18 protein-coding genes are annotated in these 16325 nt (G+C 66.2%); 9 read left to right on the top strand and 9 right to left on the bottom strand.

The window, feature by feature from the left end; genetic code table 11:
• Nucleotides 1-18: 18 nt before the first annotated feature.
• From kdsB to C4F17_RS06400, 5 genes are read right to left on the bottom strand one after another with little or no spacing between them, the layout of a single operon-like run.
• Nucleotides 19-792, bottom strand: a complete 774-nt coding sequence (gene kdsB / locus C4F17_RS06420) for a 3-deoxy-manno-octulosonate cytidylyltransferase (protein ID WP_106934677.1) — start codon at nt 790-792, stop codon at nt 19-21.
• The gene (locus C4F17_RS06415) at nt 789-971 is read right to left on the bottom strand and encodes a Trm112 family protein (RefSeq protein WP_007836935.1); all 183 of its coding nucleotides are present in this window, start codon (nt 969-971) and stop codon (nt 789-791) included. Before C4F17_RS06415 ends, kdsB begins: the two co-directional genes overlap by 4 nt.
• Nucleotides 952-1977, bottom strand: coding sequence for a tetraacyldisaccharide 4'-kinase (lpxK, locus tag C4F17_RS06410; RefSeq protein WP_106934676.1), 1026 nt, complete (start codon nt 1975-1977; stop codon nt 952-954). The genes C4F17_RS06415 and lpxK overlap by 20 nt, the downstream gene beginning before the upstream one ends.
• Complete coding sequence (locus tag C4F17_RS06405; protein ID WP_442805199.1) at nt 1978-2403, bottom strand: ExbD/TolR family protein; 426 nt, start codon at nt 2401-2403, stop codon at nt 1978-1980.
• A gap of 19 nt (nt 2404-2422) precedes the next feature.
• Nucleotides 2423-3055: a MotA/TolQ/ExbB proton channel family protein gene (locus C4F17_RS06400; protein ID WP_081270371.1), complete on the bottom strand. Its 633-nt coding sequence runs from the start codon at nt 3053-3055 to the stop codon at nt 2423-2425.
• 313 nt (nt 3056-3368) lie between these two features.
• Between C4F17_RS06400 and xseA the strand changes: the two genes are divergently transcribed.
• Together xseA and C4F17_RS06390 are read left to right on the top strand one after the other, a co-directional pair.
• Nucleotides 3369-4682: an exodeoxyribonuclease VII large subunit gene (xseA, locus tag C4F17_RS06395; protein WP_442805197.1), complete on the top strand. Its 1314-nt coding sequence runs from the start codon at nt 3369-3371 to the stop codon at nt 4680-4682.
• A 49-nt stretch (nt 4683-4731) separates the two neighbouring features.
• On the top strand, nt 4732-5313 hold the full coding sequence (locus C4F17_RS06390; protein ID WP_081270370.1) for a Fe-Mn family superoxide dismutase: 582 nt from the start codon (nt 4732-4734) through the stop codon (nt 5311-5313).
• 69 nt (nt 5314-5382) lie between these two features.
• Here C4F17_RS06390 and C4F17_RS06385 read toward each other — a convergent pair whose 3' ends face one another.
• From C4F17_RS06385 to C4F17_RS06375, 3 genes are all read right to left on the bottom strand, one after another.
• Nucleotides 5383-5841, bottom strand: a complete 459-nt coding sequence (locus C4F17_RS06385; protein WP_106934673.1) for a DUF192 domain-containing protein — start codon at nt 5839-5841, stop codon at nt 5383-5385.
• Between the two features lie 101 nt (nt 5842-5942).
• Nucleotides 5943-6134, bottom strand: a complete 192-nt coding sequence (locus C4F17_RS06380; protein ID WP_081270368.1) for a hypothetical protein — start codon at nt 6132-6134, stop codon at nt 5943-5945.
• 154 nt (nt 6135-6288) lie between these two features.
• Nucleotides 6289-6612 (bottom strand): cell envelope biogenesis protein TolA, encoded by a 324-nt coding sequence (locus tag C4F17_RS06375; RefSeq protein ID WP_081270367.1) that lies wholly within the window; start codon nt 6610-6612, stop codon nt 6289-6291.
• Between the two features lie 220 nt (nt 6613-6832).
• Here C4F17_RS06375 and icd point away from each other — a divergent pair, with 220 nt between their 5' ends.
• The 7 genes from icd to C4F17_RS06340 all read left to right on the top strand — a co-directional run bounded on the left by icd (nt 6833) and on the right by C4F17_RS06340 (nt 15524).
• A complete protein-coding gene (gene icd / locus C4F17_RS06370) occupies nt 6833-8092 on the top strand; it encodes an NADP-dependent isocitrate dehydrogenase (protein WP_081270366.1) in 1260 nt (419 codons plus the stop codon).
• 241 nt (nt 8093-8333) lie between these two features.
• Nucleotides 8334-8693: an ATP-dependent Clp protease adapter ClpS gene (gene clpS / locus C4F17_RS06365; protein WP_042674481.1), complete on the top strand. Its 360-nt coding sequence runs from the start codon at nt 8334-8336 to the stop codon at nt 8691-8693.
• Between the two features lie 67 nt (nt 8694-8760).
• On the top strand, nt 8761-11082 hold the full coding sequence (gene clpA / locus C4F17_RS06360; protein ID WP_106934672.1) for an ATP-dependent Clp protease ATP-binding subunit ClpA: 2322 nt from the start codon (nt 8761-8763) through the stop codon (nt 11080-11082).
• 116 nt (nt 11083-11198) lie between these two features.
• The gene (gene cls / locus C4F17_RS06355) at nt 11199-12644 is read left to right on the top strand and encodes a cardiolipin synthase (RefSeq protein ID WP_106934671.1); all 1446 of its coding nucleotides are present in this window, start codon (nt 11199-11201) and stop codon (nt 12642-12644) included.
• Complete coding sequence (gene sbcB / locus C4F17_RS06350) at nt 12645-14084, top strand: exodeoxyribonuclease I (protein ID WP_106934670.1); 1440 nt, start codon at nt 12645-12647, stop codon at nt 14082-14084. It begins immediately after the preceding gene.
• Nucleotides 14085-14125: 41 nt separating this feature from the next.
• Entirely contained in the window at nt 14126-14854 is a 729-nt protein-coding gene (locus C4F17_RS33790) for a CatB-related O-acetyltransferase (protein ID WP_081270362.1), read from the top strand.
• Between the two features lie 73 nt (nt 14855-14927).
• Nucleotides 14928-15524 (top strand): GNAT family N-acetyltransferase, encoded by a 597-nt coding sequence (locus C4F17_RS06340; RefSeq protein WP_234382626.1) that lies wholly within the window; start codon nt 14928-14930, stop codon nt 15522-15524.
• Here the strand turns inward: C4F17_RS06340 and C4F17_RS06335 are convergent.
• Nucleotides 15477-16322 carry an alpha/beta hydrolase gene (locus tag C4F17_RS06335; RefSeq protein WP_106934668.1) on the bottom strand — a complete coding sequence of 282 codons (846 nt, stop codon included), beginning with the start codon at nt 16320-16322 and terminating at the stop codon, nt 15477-15479. The genes C4F17_RS06340 and C4F17_RS06335 overlap by 48 nt on opposite strands.
• Nucleotides 16323-16325 lie beyond the last annotated feature (3 nt).

Genomic DNA, 16325 nt, shown 5'->3' with positions numbered 1-16325 from the left:
ACAGGCACGTCGAGCTCCTCAGGCCGTCGGGCCGGCGGCGAAGACCGCGCGCACGCGCGCCAGGTCTTCGGGCGTGTCGATGCCCGGGCCGGGCGCCACGTGGCTCACGTGGACGGCGATGCGGTGTCCGTGCCACAGCGCCCGCAACTGCTCGAGCGCCTCGGTCGCCTCGACGGGCGAGGGCGGCAGCGACGGGAACTTGCGTACGAAGCCCGCGCGGTAGCCGTAGATGCCGATGTGGCGCAGCGGGGCTGGCGTGGGCAGCACCGTTGGCGCGGCGCCGTTGGCGGAACCGTCGCGCCACCAGGGGATGGGCGCACGGCTGAAGTACATGGCGTTGCCCTGTGCATCGAGCACGGCCTTCACCACGTTCGGATTCATGAAGTCGGCCGGCGAATCGATCTCGTGGGCCGCGGTGCTCATGGCGGCCTCCGCATGGGTGGCCAGCGTGGAAGCCACGGCATCGATCAGCGCGGGGTCGATCAAGGGCTCGTCGCCCTGCACGTTGACGACGATGTCGTCGCCATCGAGGCCGAGCTGCTCGCAGGCCTCGGCCAGCCGGTCGGTGCCGCTGGGGTGGTCCTGGCGGGTCAGGATCGCCTCGACACCGTGCGCCTTGCAGGCATCGATGATCGAGACGTCGTCGCCGGCCACCACCACGCGCACGGCACCGGACTCGCTGGCACGCCGGGCCACGTGCACCACCATCGGCACTCCGGCGATGTCGGCCAGGGGCTTGTTGGGGAGCCTTGTCGACGCCAGGCGCGCCGGCACCAGGACCGTGAAGCTCACAGCCCGAGCTCTTCGTCGGAAAGCGTGCGTGCCTCGTTTTCCAGCAGCACGGGAATGCCGTCGCGCACCGGGTAGGCCAGGCGCGCGCTGCGCGAGCAGAGCTCCTGCTTTTCGGGGTTCCAGGTCAACGGACCCTTGGTGACGGGGCAGACGAGCAGTTCAAGCAGCTTGGTATCCATCGAGCGATGATAGCTTTGCGTCGAGCGCGGTGAAGAATTCCGGAGCGGGTGCGAAGAGCAGGGGCACCGCCAGCGCGCCGGGTGCCTTTTGCCACAGCTTGACCGCGTCTTTTTCGGTGCAGACGAGAGGGCCGCCCGCATCGGCCGGGTGTTGCCAGGCGTCGAAGTCGTAGTGGTCGGGCAGCGCGATGGTTTTGGCGAGCGCGAGGCCACGGCCCCGGAGCATGGCGAAGAAGGCCTCCGGGCGCGCGATGGCCGCGAGCGCGGTCACCGGTTTGCCTGCCAGCGTGCGCAACGGCACGCGCTGCCCTTCGCTCGTGAGGGCGTAGTCCGCAAGGCGCCGCGTGGCGGTGTAGCCGCCTGCGAATGCGGGGCGCTCGCCGCTGTGCAGCACCAGGTCGCAGCGGCGTGGCCAGGCCTCGCGCAGGGGGCCCGCCGGCAGGCGCCAGCCGTTGCCGATGCCGCGGTCGTCGAACACGCAGATCTCGATGTCACGGCCGAGCGCCAGGTGTTGCAGCCCGTCGTCGCTGACGATGACTTGCGTGCCGGGATGCCGCTCCAGCAGCGCACGGGCCGCCTCGATGCGCCTGCGCGCGACGAACACGGGGGCCTTCGTGGCGTGGTGAATCAGGGCGGGCTCGTCGCCGACGTCGCGGGGATCGCTGTCGGCCGTCGCTTCACGGCAATCGTCGGTGCGCCGGCCGTAGCCACGGGACACCACGCCCACCTGGATGCCGCGCGCGCGCAGATGGCGCACCACCGCCATCACCACGGGCGTCTTGCCGGCGCCGCCCGCGATCACGTTGCCGACGACGATCACCGGCACGGGCACGCGCTCCGACCTAAGCCACCCGAGCCGATAGAGCCATCCCCGAACGGCGAAGAGAGCTGCATAGAGCAGCGACAGCGGCCACAGCAGGCAGGCCAGCAGGCCGCGGCGCAGCCACGCTTCCTGCAGTCGCGAGGCGGCGGGCGCCTGCGTGCTGCTGCGGCCTTCGGACGGCACTCAGCGCCCGGCTTGCGCCGTCGACTGGGCTGCGAAGGTGATCTGCATCAGGCCGGCGCGGCGCGCTGCCTCCATCACCGTGACGACGGCCTGGTGTGGGCTGGTCGCGTCGGCGCTGATGATCACCACACTGTCCTTGCCGCCGGTGGCCGCGGCCGCGAGCGCGGCGGCCACGGCATTGACGTTGCGGTCGGCCAGGGGCGCCTTGTTGACCGAATAGCGGCCGTCGGCCGACACCGCCACGATCACTTCCTTCGGATAGTCGCGCTGCGCGTCGACATCCGCGGTCGGCAGCCGAAGCTGCATTTCGGTGAACTTGCTGTACGTGGTCGACAGCATCAGGAAGATCAGGATCACCAGCAGCACGTCGATGAACGGGATCAGGTTGATCTCCGGCTCGTCGCGCGCACCGTGGCGGAACTGCATGCGGCCTCGGGTCATGGCGTCACTTGCGCAGGGCGTTCAGATGGCGGGCGAAGCGCTCGCCCGACAGCTCGAGGTTCAGCAGGTATTCGTCGACCCGGCTGCGGAAATAGCGCCAGAAAATGAGCGTCGGAATCGCCACGATCAGTCCGAACGCCGTGTTGTAGAGCGCGATCGAGATGCCGTGCGCCAGTTGCGCCGGATTGCCCGAGCCGACGGCTCCGCTGCCGGGCGACTGCGAGCCGAAGATCTCGATCATGCCGATCACCGTGCCCAGCAGGCCCAGCAGCGGGGCGGCGGAAGCGATGGTGGCCAGTGCCGGCAGGTAGCGCTCCAGCTTGTGCGCCACGGTGCGGCCGGAGGCCTCCATGGCGGCGCGCAGGTCGTCTTCGGTGCAGCGGGGGTTGGCGTTCAGCGCGCGCAGGCCGGCGGCGAGCACCTGGCCGAGCATCGAGTTGCGTTCGAGCTTGGTCACCACGTCGGGGCCGGGAATGGCCCCCTGAGAAACCGTGATGGTTTCGTCGAGCAGCTTCGGCGGCAGTACCCTCACGGTCTTCAGACTCGTGAAACGTTCTATAACCAGCGCGAGCGCAATGACCGAACAAGCGAGCAAGGGCCAGATCGGCCAACCCGCGGCAACTATGATGGAAAACAAGAAAATCCTCCGGCCCGTAGACTGCAAATGCGCGGCGATTATCCACTGAGCCCACCATCGGCACGCGCCTTGTTTTGGTGTCGGCAAGGACGCACAGATTCTGTGGATAACTTTGTGACTAACCTGCTGCGCAACGTGTCCGAACCCGCATGGAATGGGCTTTTCGCTAGAACGACTGAATTTTGAGCAGCACTTTTTTCAATGAAATCAATGGCTTGCACGGAAAACCGTGCACCTGTCCCGCATTGGGGGCTGGCGCTAGGGGGCGGGCCGCGCGTTGTGGAAGAGTGGCATCTGGCCGAGCGTGCACTTCGTGAGCTTGCGTGACATGAATTCCGCGCCAGGGCCGCGCGTCTGGGCTGTCGGCGCGTTGTGCCATGCGGTTGCCGACGCGCTCGACGCGCGTTTCAACCCGGTGACGGTGCGCGGCGAAATCTCAGGTTTTTCCCGCGCCTCAAGTGGACATTGTTACTTCGCCCTCAAGGACGAATCGGGCCAACTGCGCTGTGCGATGTTTCGTCGCGCCGCCGGCCTGCTCGATTTTTCGCCCCGCGACGGCGACCAGGTCGAGGTGCGCGGCCGGCTCGCGGTGTACGAACCGCGTGGCGATCTGCAACTCGTCGTGGAGAGCTTGCGGCGCGCGGGGCAGGGTGCCCTGTTCGAGCAGTTCATGCAGCGCAAGGCGCGCCTGGAGGCCGAGGGACTGTTCGACCCGGCGCGCAAGCGTGCCTTGCCCGCCATGCCGCGTTCGGTGGGCGTTGTCACGTCGCTCGGCGCGGCGGCGCTGCACGACGTCGTGACGGCGCTGCGGCGCCGCGTACCGCACATTCCCGTGGTGCTGGCGCCCGCCGCCGTGCAGGGAGCGAACGCGCCGGGTGAACTCGTTCGCGCGCTGCATTCGCTCTACGCGCTCGAGCCGGCGGTCGACGTGATCCTGCTGGTGCGCGGGGGCGGCTCGATCGAAGACCTGTGGGCGTTCAACGACGAGGCCCTGGCGCGCACGATCGTGCAGAGCCCGGTGCCCGTGGTCAGCGGCGTGGGACACGAGACCGACTTCACCATCGCCGATTTCTGTGCCGACCTGCGCGCGCCCACGCCGACCGCGGCGGCTGAACTCGTCAGCGCGCCGCGTGACCTGTGGCTGGGCGCACTCGACCTGCTCGAAGAGCGGCTCGACGATTCCCTCGGCGGTCGCCTGGATGTGCTCGGACAGCGGCTCGACCAGGCGGCGGGGCGGCTCGGGCGTCCGTCGAACCTCGTGGCGCGCCAGCAACTGCGGCTGGCGCACCATGCACAGCGCCTCCAATACGCGATGCGATCGAGGCGCGAGCGCCTGGCGCATGCGCCGCGCGCCTTGGCCGCGGACTTTCCCCAGAAGCTCGAAAGAGCGATGACGCAACGCCATGACCGGCTGGAGCGCATGGCGCTGCGGCTGAGACTGCTCGATCCGGCATTGGTCCTGCAACGCGGCTACGCCTGGCTCACGGATGCCGAGGGGCGCGCGGTCGTGAGCGCGAAGCAATTGGCACCGGGCGACGCGGTCGTCGCAAGGCTCGCCGACGGAGAGGTCGACATGACCGTCTCTCCGGGCGGTGTCACGGGAACACGTCCGACGCGACCTCGATGATTAATTCCTAGAATCCACGATTCCCACAACCAACCCACGAGAAAAAACCATGGAACATGTGCTCCCACCCCTGCCGTACGCACTCGACGCGCTGGCACCCGAGTATTCGAAGGAAACCCTCGAGTACCACTACGGCAAGCACCACAACGCCTACGTGGTGAACCTCAACAACCTGCAGAAGGGCACCGAATTCGAAGCGATGACGCTCGAGGAGATCGTCAAGAAATCCAGCGGCGGCATCTACAACAACGCGGCCCAGATCTGGAACCACACCTTCTTCTGGAACTGCATGAAGCCGCAAGGCGGCGGCGCTCCCGGCGGCGCGCTGGCCAAGGCCATCGAAGCCAAGTGGGGCAGCTACGACGCCTTCAAGGAAGCCTTCGTGAAGTCGGCCGTGGGCAACTTCGGCTCGGGCTGGACCTGGCTGGTGAAGAAGGCCGACGGTTCGGTGGACATCGTGAACACCGGCGCCGCCGGCACGCCGCTGACCACCGCGGACACCGCGCTGCTGACGGTGGACGTCTGGGAACACGCCTACTACATCGACTACCGCAACCTGCGCCCGAAGTTCGTCGAAACCTTCCTGGCCAAGCTGGCCAACTGGGAATTCGCAGAGAAGAACTTCGGCTGAGCCCTGGTCTTCGAATGAAAAAAGCCGACCCGAGGGTCGGCTTTTTTGTGGGCTCAAGCCAGCAAGAACTCAGCGCTTGTTGGCTGTGAACAGTTCTCCGCCGAGCTTCGCACCCTTCTTGATGTTCTTCTTGGCGAACCAGCCTTGATTCATCTCGAGCACGTAGCGCACCGGCTCCAGAGAGCAGTGCGAGTTCTCGGTCATGGGCTGCATGTCGACCAGGTTCACGATGCGGCCGTCGTCGGCCACGAAGGCGGCGGTCAGCGGCAGGATCGTGTTGCGCATCCAGAAGCACTGCGTGGCAGGCTGCTCGAACACGAAGATCATGCCTTCGGCTTGCGGCATCTCCTTGCGGAACATCAAGCCGATCTCGCGCTGCAGGGGGGTCTGCGCAATCTGCGCATCGATCTTGTACAGGCCGACCGACAACTGGGTGCGCGGCAGATCGGTCTGGGGTTGCTGCTGGGCATGCGCCGTCATCATGAAGGACGCGGATACGAGGAGCAGGGCGGCTAGACGCTGGAACATCGGACGACTCTTTCAGGGCGGGAACCGTGCAGGTCCGGCCTCAACCAGATATGCAAATGAAAATGCCCGCTGATGCGGGCATTGCCGGTGAGCTTGAAAGCTTACACCTTCTTGGAAGCGGCCGTGTGGGCCTTGGCGACGTGGCGGACCTTGTGCTTCTTGGCTGCGTGCTTCTTGGCGGAAGCATGCTTGGCGACCTTGGCTGCGGGAGCAGCGGTGGTGGGTTCGGCTTGTTGAGCGAAAGCGCCGACGGCGAAGAGACCGGCGACCAGGGCTGCGAGCAGCTTGTTCATGAGGATATCCTTTGAAATTCGTTGATCTGGATTGCCCTCCCTGCGGAAGGTAGACATTCAACGAAGGCCGTTCCGCGCGGTTGACAGCAACGAGACCGATGCGGGCGAAAAAAAAGCGCTCCGAAGAGCGCTCCTTTTTCGTGGGCTTGCCGAATTACTTCGGGGTGCCGCCTTGGGTCGACTTGCGCTTGACGCTGCCGTCCTTGTTGCGACGACGCTGGTCGCGGGTTTCAGCACGCTTCTCGCCGGAAGCTGCAGCCTTGTCGCCACCGATGGCGCCGCCTTCGGGGGTCTTGGCTTCGTCGCCAGCAGCAGCCTTGACTTGGCCGGCGGGCTTTGCAGCCTTCTTGGCTTCGGCACGTTGCTGCGACTTGCTGTTCGTGGCGTTCCCTTGTTCGGGCGTGGTGCCAGCCGGGTTTTGGGCGTAAGCGCCAGCTGCAAACAGGCCGGCGATCATGACTGCGAGAATTTTGCTCATTGAGATTCCTCTATTCGAGAATTGATTGGAAACGCCTCCCGGCGAGCAGAAGGTCAGACACTAACGAGGCCATTGGCCTGATGGTTGACAAACCCTCGCTGATGGGTTGCGTCTAAAATGTACAGCGATTTGTTCACGTCCTGTAAGCGATTCCTCACGGCTGTCTGAATTCGCTGACACTCGTCAAAATTACGCCACTCCCCCGGAGCCCAACCCCCTCATGTCCAGCTATCAGCACATCAAAGTCCCGACCGAAGGCCAGAAGATCTCGGTCAATGCTGACAACTCCCTCAATGTGCCTGACCAACCGATCATCCCCTTCATCGAAGGCGACGGGACCGGACTGGACATCACGCCGGTGATGCTCAAGGTAGTGGACGCCGCGGTGGCCAAGGCCTACGGCGGCAAGAAGAAGATCCACTGGATGGAGGTCTACGCCGGCGAGAAGTCGACCAAGGTCTACGGCCCCGACGTCTGGCTGCCCGAAGAAACGCTGCAGGCCGTGCGCGAGTACGTCATCTCCATCAAGGGCCCGCTCACCACGCCGGTCGGCGGCGGCATCCGCTCGCTGAACGTCGCGCTGCGCCAGGAGCTCGACCTCTATGTCTGCCTGCGCCCCATCCGCTATTTCGAGGGCGTGCCCAGCCCGGTGCGCGAACCGCACAAGACCAACATGGTGATCTTCCGCGAGAACTCGGAAGACATCTATGCGGGCATCGAGTTCGAAGCCGAGAGCGACAAGGCCAGGAAGCTCATCAAGTTCCTGCAGGACGAAATGGGCGTCAAGAAGATCCGTTTCCCGAACACCTCGGGCATCGGCGTCAAGCCCGTGTCGATCGAAGGCACCGAACGCCTGGTGCGCAAGGCGTTGCAGTACGCCATCGACAACGACAAGCCCAGCGTGACCATCGTCCACAAGGGCAACATCATGAAGTTCACCGAGGGTGGCTTCCGTGACTGGGCCTACAACCTCGCCGCCAAGGAGTTCGGCGCTGAACTGATCGACGGTGGCCCGTGGATGAAGTTCAAGAATCCGAAGACAGGCAAGGACATCACCGTCAAGGACAGCATTGCCGACGCGTTCCTGCAGCAGATCCTTCTGCGCCCCGCGGAGTACAGCGTGATTGCCACGCTCAACCTCAACGGCGACTACGTGTCCGACGCCCTGGCTGCGCAGGTCGGCGGTATCGGCATCGCCCCGGGCGCGAACCTGAGCGACACCGTCGCGATGTTCGAGGCCACGCATGGCACGGCGCCCAAGTACGCGGGCAAGGACTACGTCAACCCCGGCTCCGAGATCCTCTCGGCCGAAATGATGCTGCGCCACATGGGCTGGACCGAAGCCGCCGACCTGATCATCAGCTCGATGGAAAAGTCGATCGCCAGCAAGAAGGTCACCTACGACTTCGCGCGACTGATGGACGGCGCCACGCAGGTGAGCTGCTCCGGTTTCGGCCAGGTCATGATCGACAACATGTAATTGCGCAAGAAGCGCTGGCCGTGGCCTCGCGCACACGGCAGTCGGGCCCTTGGATCTTCGAAAGGAATCCAGGGGCTTTTTCTTTGCGATATACAGGAAACATCAGGAAAGACGAGCAGCGTGCCATTTTTTATGCCTGCCGGGCTGTCGCACACGGCGCAAGCCCCTTGATTTGTCGAATATGCGCCACCAAGTCTTCATGCGCCGGCACGGTGCTTGCACGCTCTATAGAATCTTTTTCATGGCAACGAGAATTCCCAAAACTCCCAGCACCCCGCCGGCCCAGAAACCGGCCGGGGATGACGGAGATTCGGTCGTCCTGGAGCGCCGGCCGCAGAAAACAGCGCCGCCCCAGATGTACCAGGTGGTGATGCTGAACGACGACTACACGCCAATGGAGTTCGTGATCGTCGTGCTGCAGGAATACTTCAGCAAGGACCGCGAAACCGCGACCCAGATCATGCTCAAGATCCACCTCGATGGCCGCGGTGTCTGTGGGGTCTATTCCCGCGACATGGCGGCTACCAAGGTCAATCAGGTGATGGAGGCCGCTCAGCAAGCAGGGCATCCGCTGCAATGTGTCAGCGAACCTGTTGCGTGAACCTGTTGAATTGCGCAAGCTCCAACCCATCTGAGAACTTATTTACAGCAAGGCAAAAGGAAATCACATGATTGCCCAGGAACTGGAAGTCAGCTTGCACATGGCCTTCGTCGAGGCCCGGCAGCAGCGCCACGAGTTCATCACCGTGGAGCATTTGCTGCTCGCTTTGCTGGACAACCCGAGCGCCGCGGAAGTTCTGCGCGCCTGCTCGGCCAACGTCGACGACCTTCGGGCGTCGCTCACCAACTTCATCAAGGACAACACGCCACAGGTGGCGGGTACCGACGATGTCGACACCCAGCCGACCCTGGGTTTCCAGCGCGTCATCCAGCGCGCCATCATGCATGTGCAGTCCACCGGCAACGGCAAGAAGGAAGTCACCGGCGCCAACGTGCTGGTCGCGATCTTCGGTGAGAAGGACTCGCACGCTGTCTACTACCTCCACCAGCAGGGCGTGACCCGCCTCGACGTGGTCAACTTCATCGCCCACGGCATCAAGAAGAGCGACCCGCCGGAAGCCGTCAAGGGCGCGGGCGAAGCGCCTTCGAGCGAGGGCGAAGAGGGCGGCGGCGAACGCAACGAGAAGGCATCGCCGCTCGAGCAGTTCACCCAGAACCTCAACCAGCTCGCCAAGGACGGCAAGATCGACCCGCTGATCGGCCGCGAGTACGAGGTCGAGCGCGTCATCCAGATCCTGTGCCGCCGGCGCAAGAACAACCCGCTGCTCGTCGGCGAGGCCGGCGTGGGCAAGACCGCCATCGCCGAGGGGCTCGCATGGCGCATCACGCAGGGCGACGTGCCGGAAATCCTGGCCGAGTCGAACGTGTTTTCGCTCGACATGGGCGCGCTGCTGGCCGGCACCAAGTACCGCGGTGACTTCGAACAGCGCCTGAAGGGCGTGCTCAAGTCGCTCAAGGACAAGCCGAACGCCATCCTGTTCATCGACGAGATCCACACGCTGATCGGTGCGGGCGCGGCTTCGGGCGGCACGCTCGATGCGTCGAACCTGCTCAAGCCGGCGCTCTCCAGCGGACAGCTCAAGTGCATCGGCGCAACCACCTTCACCGAATACCGCGGCATCTTCGAAAAAGACGCGGCGCTGTCGCGTCGCTTCCAGAAGGTCGACGTGGTCGAGCCGTCGGTGCAGGAAACCGTCGACATCCTGAAGGGCCTGAAGTCGCGCTTCGAGGAACACCACGGCGTGAAGTACGCGGTGGCGGCCCTGCAGGCCGCGGCCGAGCTCAGCGCCAAGTACATCAATGACCGTCACCTGCCCGACAAGGCGATCGACGTCATCGACGAAGCCGGTGCCGCCCAGCGCATCCTGCCGCCGAGCAAGCGCAAGAAGACCATCAGCAAGACCGAGGTCGAGGAAATCGTGGCGAAGATCGCGCGCATTCCCCCGGCCAACGTCAGCAACGACGACCGCAGCAAGCTGCAGACCATCGAGCGCGACCTCAAGAGCGTGGTGTTCGGCCAGGACAAGGCGCTCGAAGTGCTCGCCTCGGCGGTCAAGATGGCGCGTTCGGGCCTGGGCAAGGGCGACAAGCCGATCGGCTCGTTCCTGTTCTCCGGCCCCACGGGCGTCGGCAAGACCGAAGCCGCAAAGCAGCTCGCCTACATCATGGGCATCGAGCTGATCCGCTTCGACATGTCGGAGTACATGGAGCGCCATGCGGTGAGCCGCCTGATCGGTGCGCCTCCGGGCTACGTCGGTTTCGACCAGGGTGGCCTGCTGACCGAGGCCGTCACGAAGAAGCCGCACGCTGTGCTGCTGCTCGACGAAATCGAGAAGGCGCACCCGGACATCTTCAACGTGCTGCTGCAGGTCATGGACCACGGCACGCTGACGGACAACAACGGGCGCAAGGCCGACTTCCGCAACGTCATCATCATCATGACGACGAACGCGGGTGCCGAGACCATGAACAAGGCGACCATCGGCTTCACCAACCCGCGCCAGGCGGGCGACGAGATGGGCGACATCAAGCGCCTGTTCTCGCCCGAGTTCCGCAACCGGCTGGACGCCATCGTCAACTTCAAGGCACTGGACGAGAACATCATCCTGCGCGTGGTCGACAAGTTCCTGCTGCAACTGGAAACCCAGCTCAGCGAGAAGAAGGTGGAAGTCACGTTCAGCGACAAGCTGCGCAAGCACCTGGCGAAGAAGGGCTTCGATCCGCTGATGGGCGCCCGCCCGATGCAGCGCCTGATCCAGGACACGATCCGTCGTGCACTGGCAGACGAGCTGCTGTTCGGTCGCCTGACCGACGGTGGCCGCCTCGAAGTCGACCTCGACGACAAGGACGAAGTGCTGCTCGACATCCAGCCGCTTCCCAAGAAGGAAGGCAAGTCCAAGCCCGAGGCCGAGGAAACCGCCGCAGGCTGACAACCCCAGCAGGCAATCCGTGGCCGATGAGGCCACGGAACAGCCTCCAAAGGCCGGTAGCATCGCGCTGCCGGCCTTTTTCTTTGGGCGCGTGCATCCATCCACCGTTTGAAGCCTTGATCCTCCCCGTCCTCAGTCCCGAATGGAAAACCGGCCTCTCCCTCGCATGGAGCGGCTACATCGCCGTGCTGTCGGTCTGGATCGTGATGCAGAAGCGCGCGCCGGTGTCCACCATGAGCTGGATCCTGTCGCTGGCGCTGCTGCCGTTCGCGGGCTTCGTCGTCTATTACTTCCTCGGGCCGCAGCGCCTGCGCAAGCAGCGGCTCAAGCGCCTGCGCAGCCGTGCCGGCGCCTCCGCCCAGGCCGATGTGGCCCGGCTGCGCGACGCGGCACACAATGCGCCGCCCGCGCTCCAGCAGATGGCCAGGCTGGGCATGGCCACCTGCGGCCTGCCGGTGTCGAGCGCGGGCGGCGTCGAGCTGCTCTCGGGCGGCGCGCGCACCTTCGACGCGATCTTCGAGGCGGTGCGTGCCGCTCGGAACCACATCCACCTCGAGTACTACATCTTCGAGCCCGACAGGATCGGCACCGCGCTGCGCGACCTGCTGGTCGAGCGCGCAAGGCAGGGCGTGACGGTGCGCCTGCTGATCGATGCGCTCGGTTCCAAGCGCATCGGCCGCAAGTTCATGGCGCCGCTGCACGATGCCGGCGTGAAGGTGGCGCTGTTCCACGACACCAAGATCGGCCGCCGCCTGCGCCCGGTGACCAACTACCGCACCCACCGCAAGATCGTGGTGTGCGACGGCCGGGTCGGCTTCACGGGCGGCGTGAACATCACCGACGAGGAAGACAAGCGCACCAACCCCGACGCCTACCACGACGTGCACCTGCGCATCGAGGGCAGCGCGGTGCGCTGGCTGCAGACCACCTTCCTCGAGGACTGGACCTACGCCACCGGCGAAGACCCGCGCGGCATGGACGACGCCCTGGACGCGATGCTCCCGCAGCTCGAGGCCGGCAACATTCCCGTGCAGATCGTCACCAGCGGCCCCGACAACGCGCTCGAAGCCATCCACCGCATGCACGTCGAAGCCATCCATTCGGCCACGCACCGGGCCTGGCTGACCACGCCGTATTTCGTGCCCGGCGAGCCCGCGCTCATGGCGCTCACCAGCGCCGCGCTGCGCGGCGTCGACGTGCGCCTGCTGGTGCCGCGCCGCAGCGACTCGGCCATCGTGAGCGCCGCCGCGCGCTCCTACTTCGACGAGCTCATCGCCGCCGGCGTGAAGGTGTGGGAGTACAAGGCCCGCATGCTGCATTCCAAGACCTTGGTGGTCGACGACCATTGCGCGATGATCGGCACCGCGAATTTCGACAACCGCAGCTTCCGGCTCAACTTCGAGGTCTGCGCCGTGGTCTATGGTCCGGAACTGGCCGGCCCGCTGGCGGCGCAGTTCGAGACCGACCTGCACAGTTCCGGCGCGGTGCGCGCCAACCGGCGCCTGGGCTTCTGGCGCCGCCTCGGCGATGCGATTGCGCGCCTGTTTTCACCCTTGCTCTGAATGAACCACACCTTTCTCTGGCACGACTACGAAACCTTCGGCGCGGTGCCGCGCCGCGACCGCCCCTCGCAGTTCGCGGCCATCCGCACCGATGCCGAGCTCAACGAAGTCGGCGAGCCGCTGATGATCTACTGCAAGCCCGCGCCGGACTACCTGCCCAGCCCCGAGGCCTGCCTGATCACCGGCATCACGCCGCAGGTGTGCCTGGAGCGCGGCATTCCCGAGCATGAATTCGCCGGCCACATCGAGCGCGCCTTCTCGCAGCCGGGCACCATCGGCGTCGGCTACAACACCATCCGTTTCGACGACGAGGTCACGCGATTCCTGTTCTGGCGCAACCTGATCGACCCCTATGCGCGCGAATGGCAGAACGACTGCGGCCGCTGGGACCTGCTCGACGTGGTGCGCCTCACCTACGCGCTGCGCCCCGACGGCATCGAATGGCCGAAGAAGGAAGACGGCAAGCCCAGCTTCAAGCTCGAAGACCTGGCGCGCGCCAACGGCCTGCTGCACGAGTCGGCGCACGACGCGCTCTCCGACGTGCGCGCCACCATCGCGCTGGCCCGGCTGATCCGCGACAGGCAGCCCAAGCTGTTCGACTTCGCCTTCGGCCTGCACAGGAAAGACCGCGTGGCCGTCGAGCTGGGGCTGCCCGCCATGCGCGAGACCGCCAAGCCCTTCCTGCACGTCTCGGGCATGTTCCCGGTCGAGCGCGGCTGCCTGGCCGTGATGTGGCCGCTGGCGAGCCATCCGACCAACAAGAACGAACTGCTGGCCTGGGACCTGGCCCACGACCCGAGCGAGCTGCGCGACATCGACGCCGACACCCTTCGCCTGCGCCTGTTCACCCGCACGGCCGACCTGCCCGAGGGCGTGGTGCGCCTGCCCGTGAAGGGCATCCACCTGAACAAGTCGCCGATGGTGGTCGGCAACCTGCGCACGCTGGCGCCGCCCATGGCCGATCGCTGGGGTGTCGACCTCGATGCAGCCATGCGCCACGCCGCCATCGCGCGCGACCTGCCCGACATGAGCGCCATCTGGTCGAAGGTCTATGCCCGCCCGAAGGAAGAAACACCCGATGTCGACGAAGACCTCTACGGCGGTTTCGTCGGCAACGCAGACCGCCGCCGCCTGAACCAGCTGCGCAGCCTGTCGCCCGAGGAGCTGGCCAAGGACCGCACCGGCTTCGACGACGGCCGGCTCGACGAGATCCTGTTCCGCTACCGCGCGCGCAACTGGCCCGAGCTGCTGAGCGAAGAAGAGAACGAGCGCTGGGAAGCCTTGCGCGTGGCAAAGCTCTTCAAGGGCGAGGGCGGGGCGCGCACCATCGAGATGCTGTTCAGCGAGGTCGATGCGCTCTCCGAGAACGCCGACGAGCGCGGCGAGGAGATCCTCGGCGCCCTCTACGAATACGCAGAGGCGATCGCGCCGGAAGCCTGACCGAGGCCCGCAGGCCGATCGAACGGAAGAACGAACGAACCATGCTGCAAATCAATCCCGAGCTGTCTACCGCCCTGGAGGAATACGGCCTGTTCCTCGCCACCGGCGCGATGGTGGCGCTGCCGTTTCGCTTCGAGCCGCCGGTGCGGCTGTTCGTGAACGTGCATACCCACGGCGTGTCGATGGGGGCGTACTCCTACGTCGCGCCGCTGGTGCAGCTGCACCAGTTCCGCATGGGTCGCTACTGCTCGGTCGGCGACAACCTCAACGTGTTGACCCAGCACCCGTCGGACTGGCTGACGACGCACCCGGTGTCGCACCAGCCGTTCTTTCCGCCGCCGTTCAGCCACGTGTCCACGCACGAGTACCCGCAGCTCGAACGGACCGTGATCGGCAACGACGTGTGGATCGGCTCGCGCGTGAGCATGAAGAGCGGCCTGACCATCGGCGACGGCGCGATCATCGGGGCGGGCTCGGTCGTGACCAAGGACGTGCCGCCGTTCGCCGTGATGGGCGGTGTGCCCGCGCGCATGATCCGCCGCCGCTTTTCCGACGCGCTCATCGAACGCATCCAGGCCTGCCCGTGGTGGGACTGGGACCTGCGCCACCTCACGCTCGACTGGCGCAAGCCCGAAGAGGCGCAGACCTTGCTCGAAGCCGCCGTGGCCGAAGGGCGGGTGGTGCGCTGGAGCCCGGGCTGGCGCGTGCTGGAGCACGGCACCCCGGCCGAGGAAGGCCAGGCGCGGCCGCTCGTGGTGCGGGTGGAATGATGCGCGGCGCATCGGGCGAAGCGGGGGCGCGAGCCGTCGAAGCGCGTGGTGCTGCATGAAGGGCAATTCACCTGTGTCCGCTTCCGACAAGGATAGAAACCTCGTTCGCCGGCTCACGGTCTCCGATGCGGCGGCCTACCGTGCCGTGATGCTGGATGCCTATGCCAGCCACCCCAGCGCCTTCACTTCCACCGTTCAGGAGCGCGAAGGCGTGCCGCTGAGCTGGTGGGAAGAGCGGCTCGGCGCCGCCGCGGACGCGACGCAGGCCAGCGTCGTCTACGGTGCATTCGACGACGCCGGCATGCTGGCAGGCGCGGCGGGGCTTGCCTTCGGCGTGCGAAACCGGGAGCGCCACAAGGCCACCCTGTTCGGCATGACCGTGGCCGCGTCGGCGCGCCGTTCGGGCTTCGGCCGCCGGCTGGTGCTCGCCTTGCTCGACCACGCGAGGGCCCGCGACGGCCTGCGGCTGGTGCAGCTCACCGTCACCGAAGGCAACGACGCGGCGCAAAAGCTGTACGAAGACTGCGGCTTCCGCGCCTTCGGCCTGGAGCCGCTGGCCATCGACGTCGATGGCGAATTGCGCGGCAAGGTCCACATGTGGTGCGACCTTGCGCCGCCCGCCTCAGCGAGGCCGCCGGTCGATAGAGGCAATGAAGGCGTCCACCGCTGAGGTGTAGGCGCCGGGCAGGCCGAGTTCGGCGTTGATCTGCGCGTGAGACAGGTCTTCAGGTAGCACCTGCGCGCGTGCGCCCGTGGCCGTGACGCGTGCGGCGAACTGAGCGGCCTGCGTGCAGGAGCCGTCGCGGCGTTGCGTCGAGCACACCAGCAGCATCGGCGGCGCGCCGGGCGCCAGCGCATCGGTCGGCGACACGCTGCGCCAGAAGGCCGGGTCGCTGCCGAACACGCGGTCGTAGAAGGGCAGGTGGCGCCGCTGCATCAGGGCCGCGGTGTCGAGCGCGGCGCTGTCGAGCGCGATGGCGCCCAGCCAGGGCTGCGCGCCCTGTTGCCGCGCGATGCCGGGCGACGCGCTCAGCAGCGCGACCAGGTGCGCGCCCGCCGAATGTCCCATGAGCACGAGCCGGCCCGCGTCGCCGCCCCAGGAAGCCGCGCCGGCCTGCACAGCGGCCACCGCGCGCGCCACGTCCTGCGCCTGCTGCATCACATCGACCTGCGGCACGAAGCGGTAGGCCACCGACACCAGGATGTAGCCCTGCGCACGCACCCAGTGATCGACCTTGAGATCCACCACCGAGGCGGCGTCTTTCTTGCCGAACATCCAGGCGCCGCCGTGGACCATCACGAGCACCGGCGCACCGTGCGCGTTCGGCGGCAGGTACACGTCCATGCGCTGCGCCGCGTGGGGGCCGTAGGGCAGGTCGGCCAGCCGGCGAACGTCGGGCTGCGCCGATGCGGGGGCAAGCGCCAGTGCCAGCAACCAGGCGATGCAGTACGGCAGAAAGCGCTTCATGGG

This window comes from Variovorax sp. PMC12, from assembly GCF_003019815.1.
GTDB lineage: Bacteria > Pseudomonadota > Gammaproteobacteria > Burkholderiales > Burkholderiaceae_C > Variovorax.
Note: the sequence above shows the minus strand (reverse complement) of the source record. Positions and strands in the feature narration are given on the sequence as shown.

Bases quoted from the DNA above. Each gene is read 5' to 3' on its own strand.
- C4F17_RS06385 (WP_106934673.1), bottom strand. From the start codon at position 5,841: ATGTTCCAGCGTCTAGCCGCCCTGCTCCTCGTATCCGCGTCCTTCATG.
- C4F17_RS06415 (WP_007836935.1), bottom strand. From the start codon at position 971: ATGGATACCAAGCTGCTTGAACTGCTCGTCTGCCCCGTCACCAAGGGT.
- clpA (WP_106934672.1), top strand. From the start codon at position 8,761: ATGATTGCCCAGGAACTGGAAGTCAGCTTGCACATGGCCTTCGTCGAG.
- C4F17_RS06390 (WP_081270370.1), top strand. From the start codon at position 4,732: ATGGAACATGTGCTCCCACCCCTGCCGTACGCACTCGACGCGCTGGCA.
- sbcB (WP_106934670.1), top strand. From the start codon at position 12,645: ATGAACCACACCTTTCTCTGGCACGACTACGAAACCTTCGGCGCGGTG.
- C4F17_RS06380 (WP_081270368.1), bottom strand. From the start codon at position 6,134: ATGAACAAGCTGCTCGCAGCCCTGGTCGCCGGTCTCTTCGCCGTCGGC.
- C4F17_RS33790 (WP_081270362.1), top strand. From the start codon at position 14,126: ATGCTGCAAATCAATCCCGAGCTGTCTACCGCCCTGGAGGAATACGGC.
- C4F17_RS06375 (WP_081270367.1), bottom strand. From the start codon at position 6,612: ATGAGCAAAATTCTCGCAGTCATGATCGCCGGCCTGTTTGCAGCTGGC.
- C4F17_RS06335 (WP_106934668.1), bottom strand. From the start codon at position 16,322: ATGAAGCGCTTTCTGCCGTACTGCATCGCCTGGTTGCTGGCACTGGCG.
- C4F17_RS06405 (WP_442805199.1), bottom strand. From the start codon at position 2,403: ATGCAGTTCCGCCACGGTGCGCGCGACGAGCCGGAGATCAACCTGATC.
- icd (WP_081270366.1), top strand. From the start codon at position 6,833: ATGTCCAGCTATCAGCACATCAAAGTCCCGACCGAAGGCCAGAAGATC.
- clpS (WP_042674481.1), top strand. From the start codon at position 8,334: ATGGCAACGAGAATTCCCAAAACTCCCAGCACCCCGCCGGCCCAGAAA.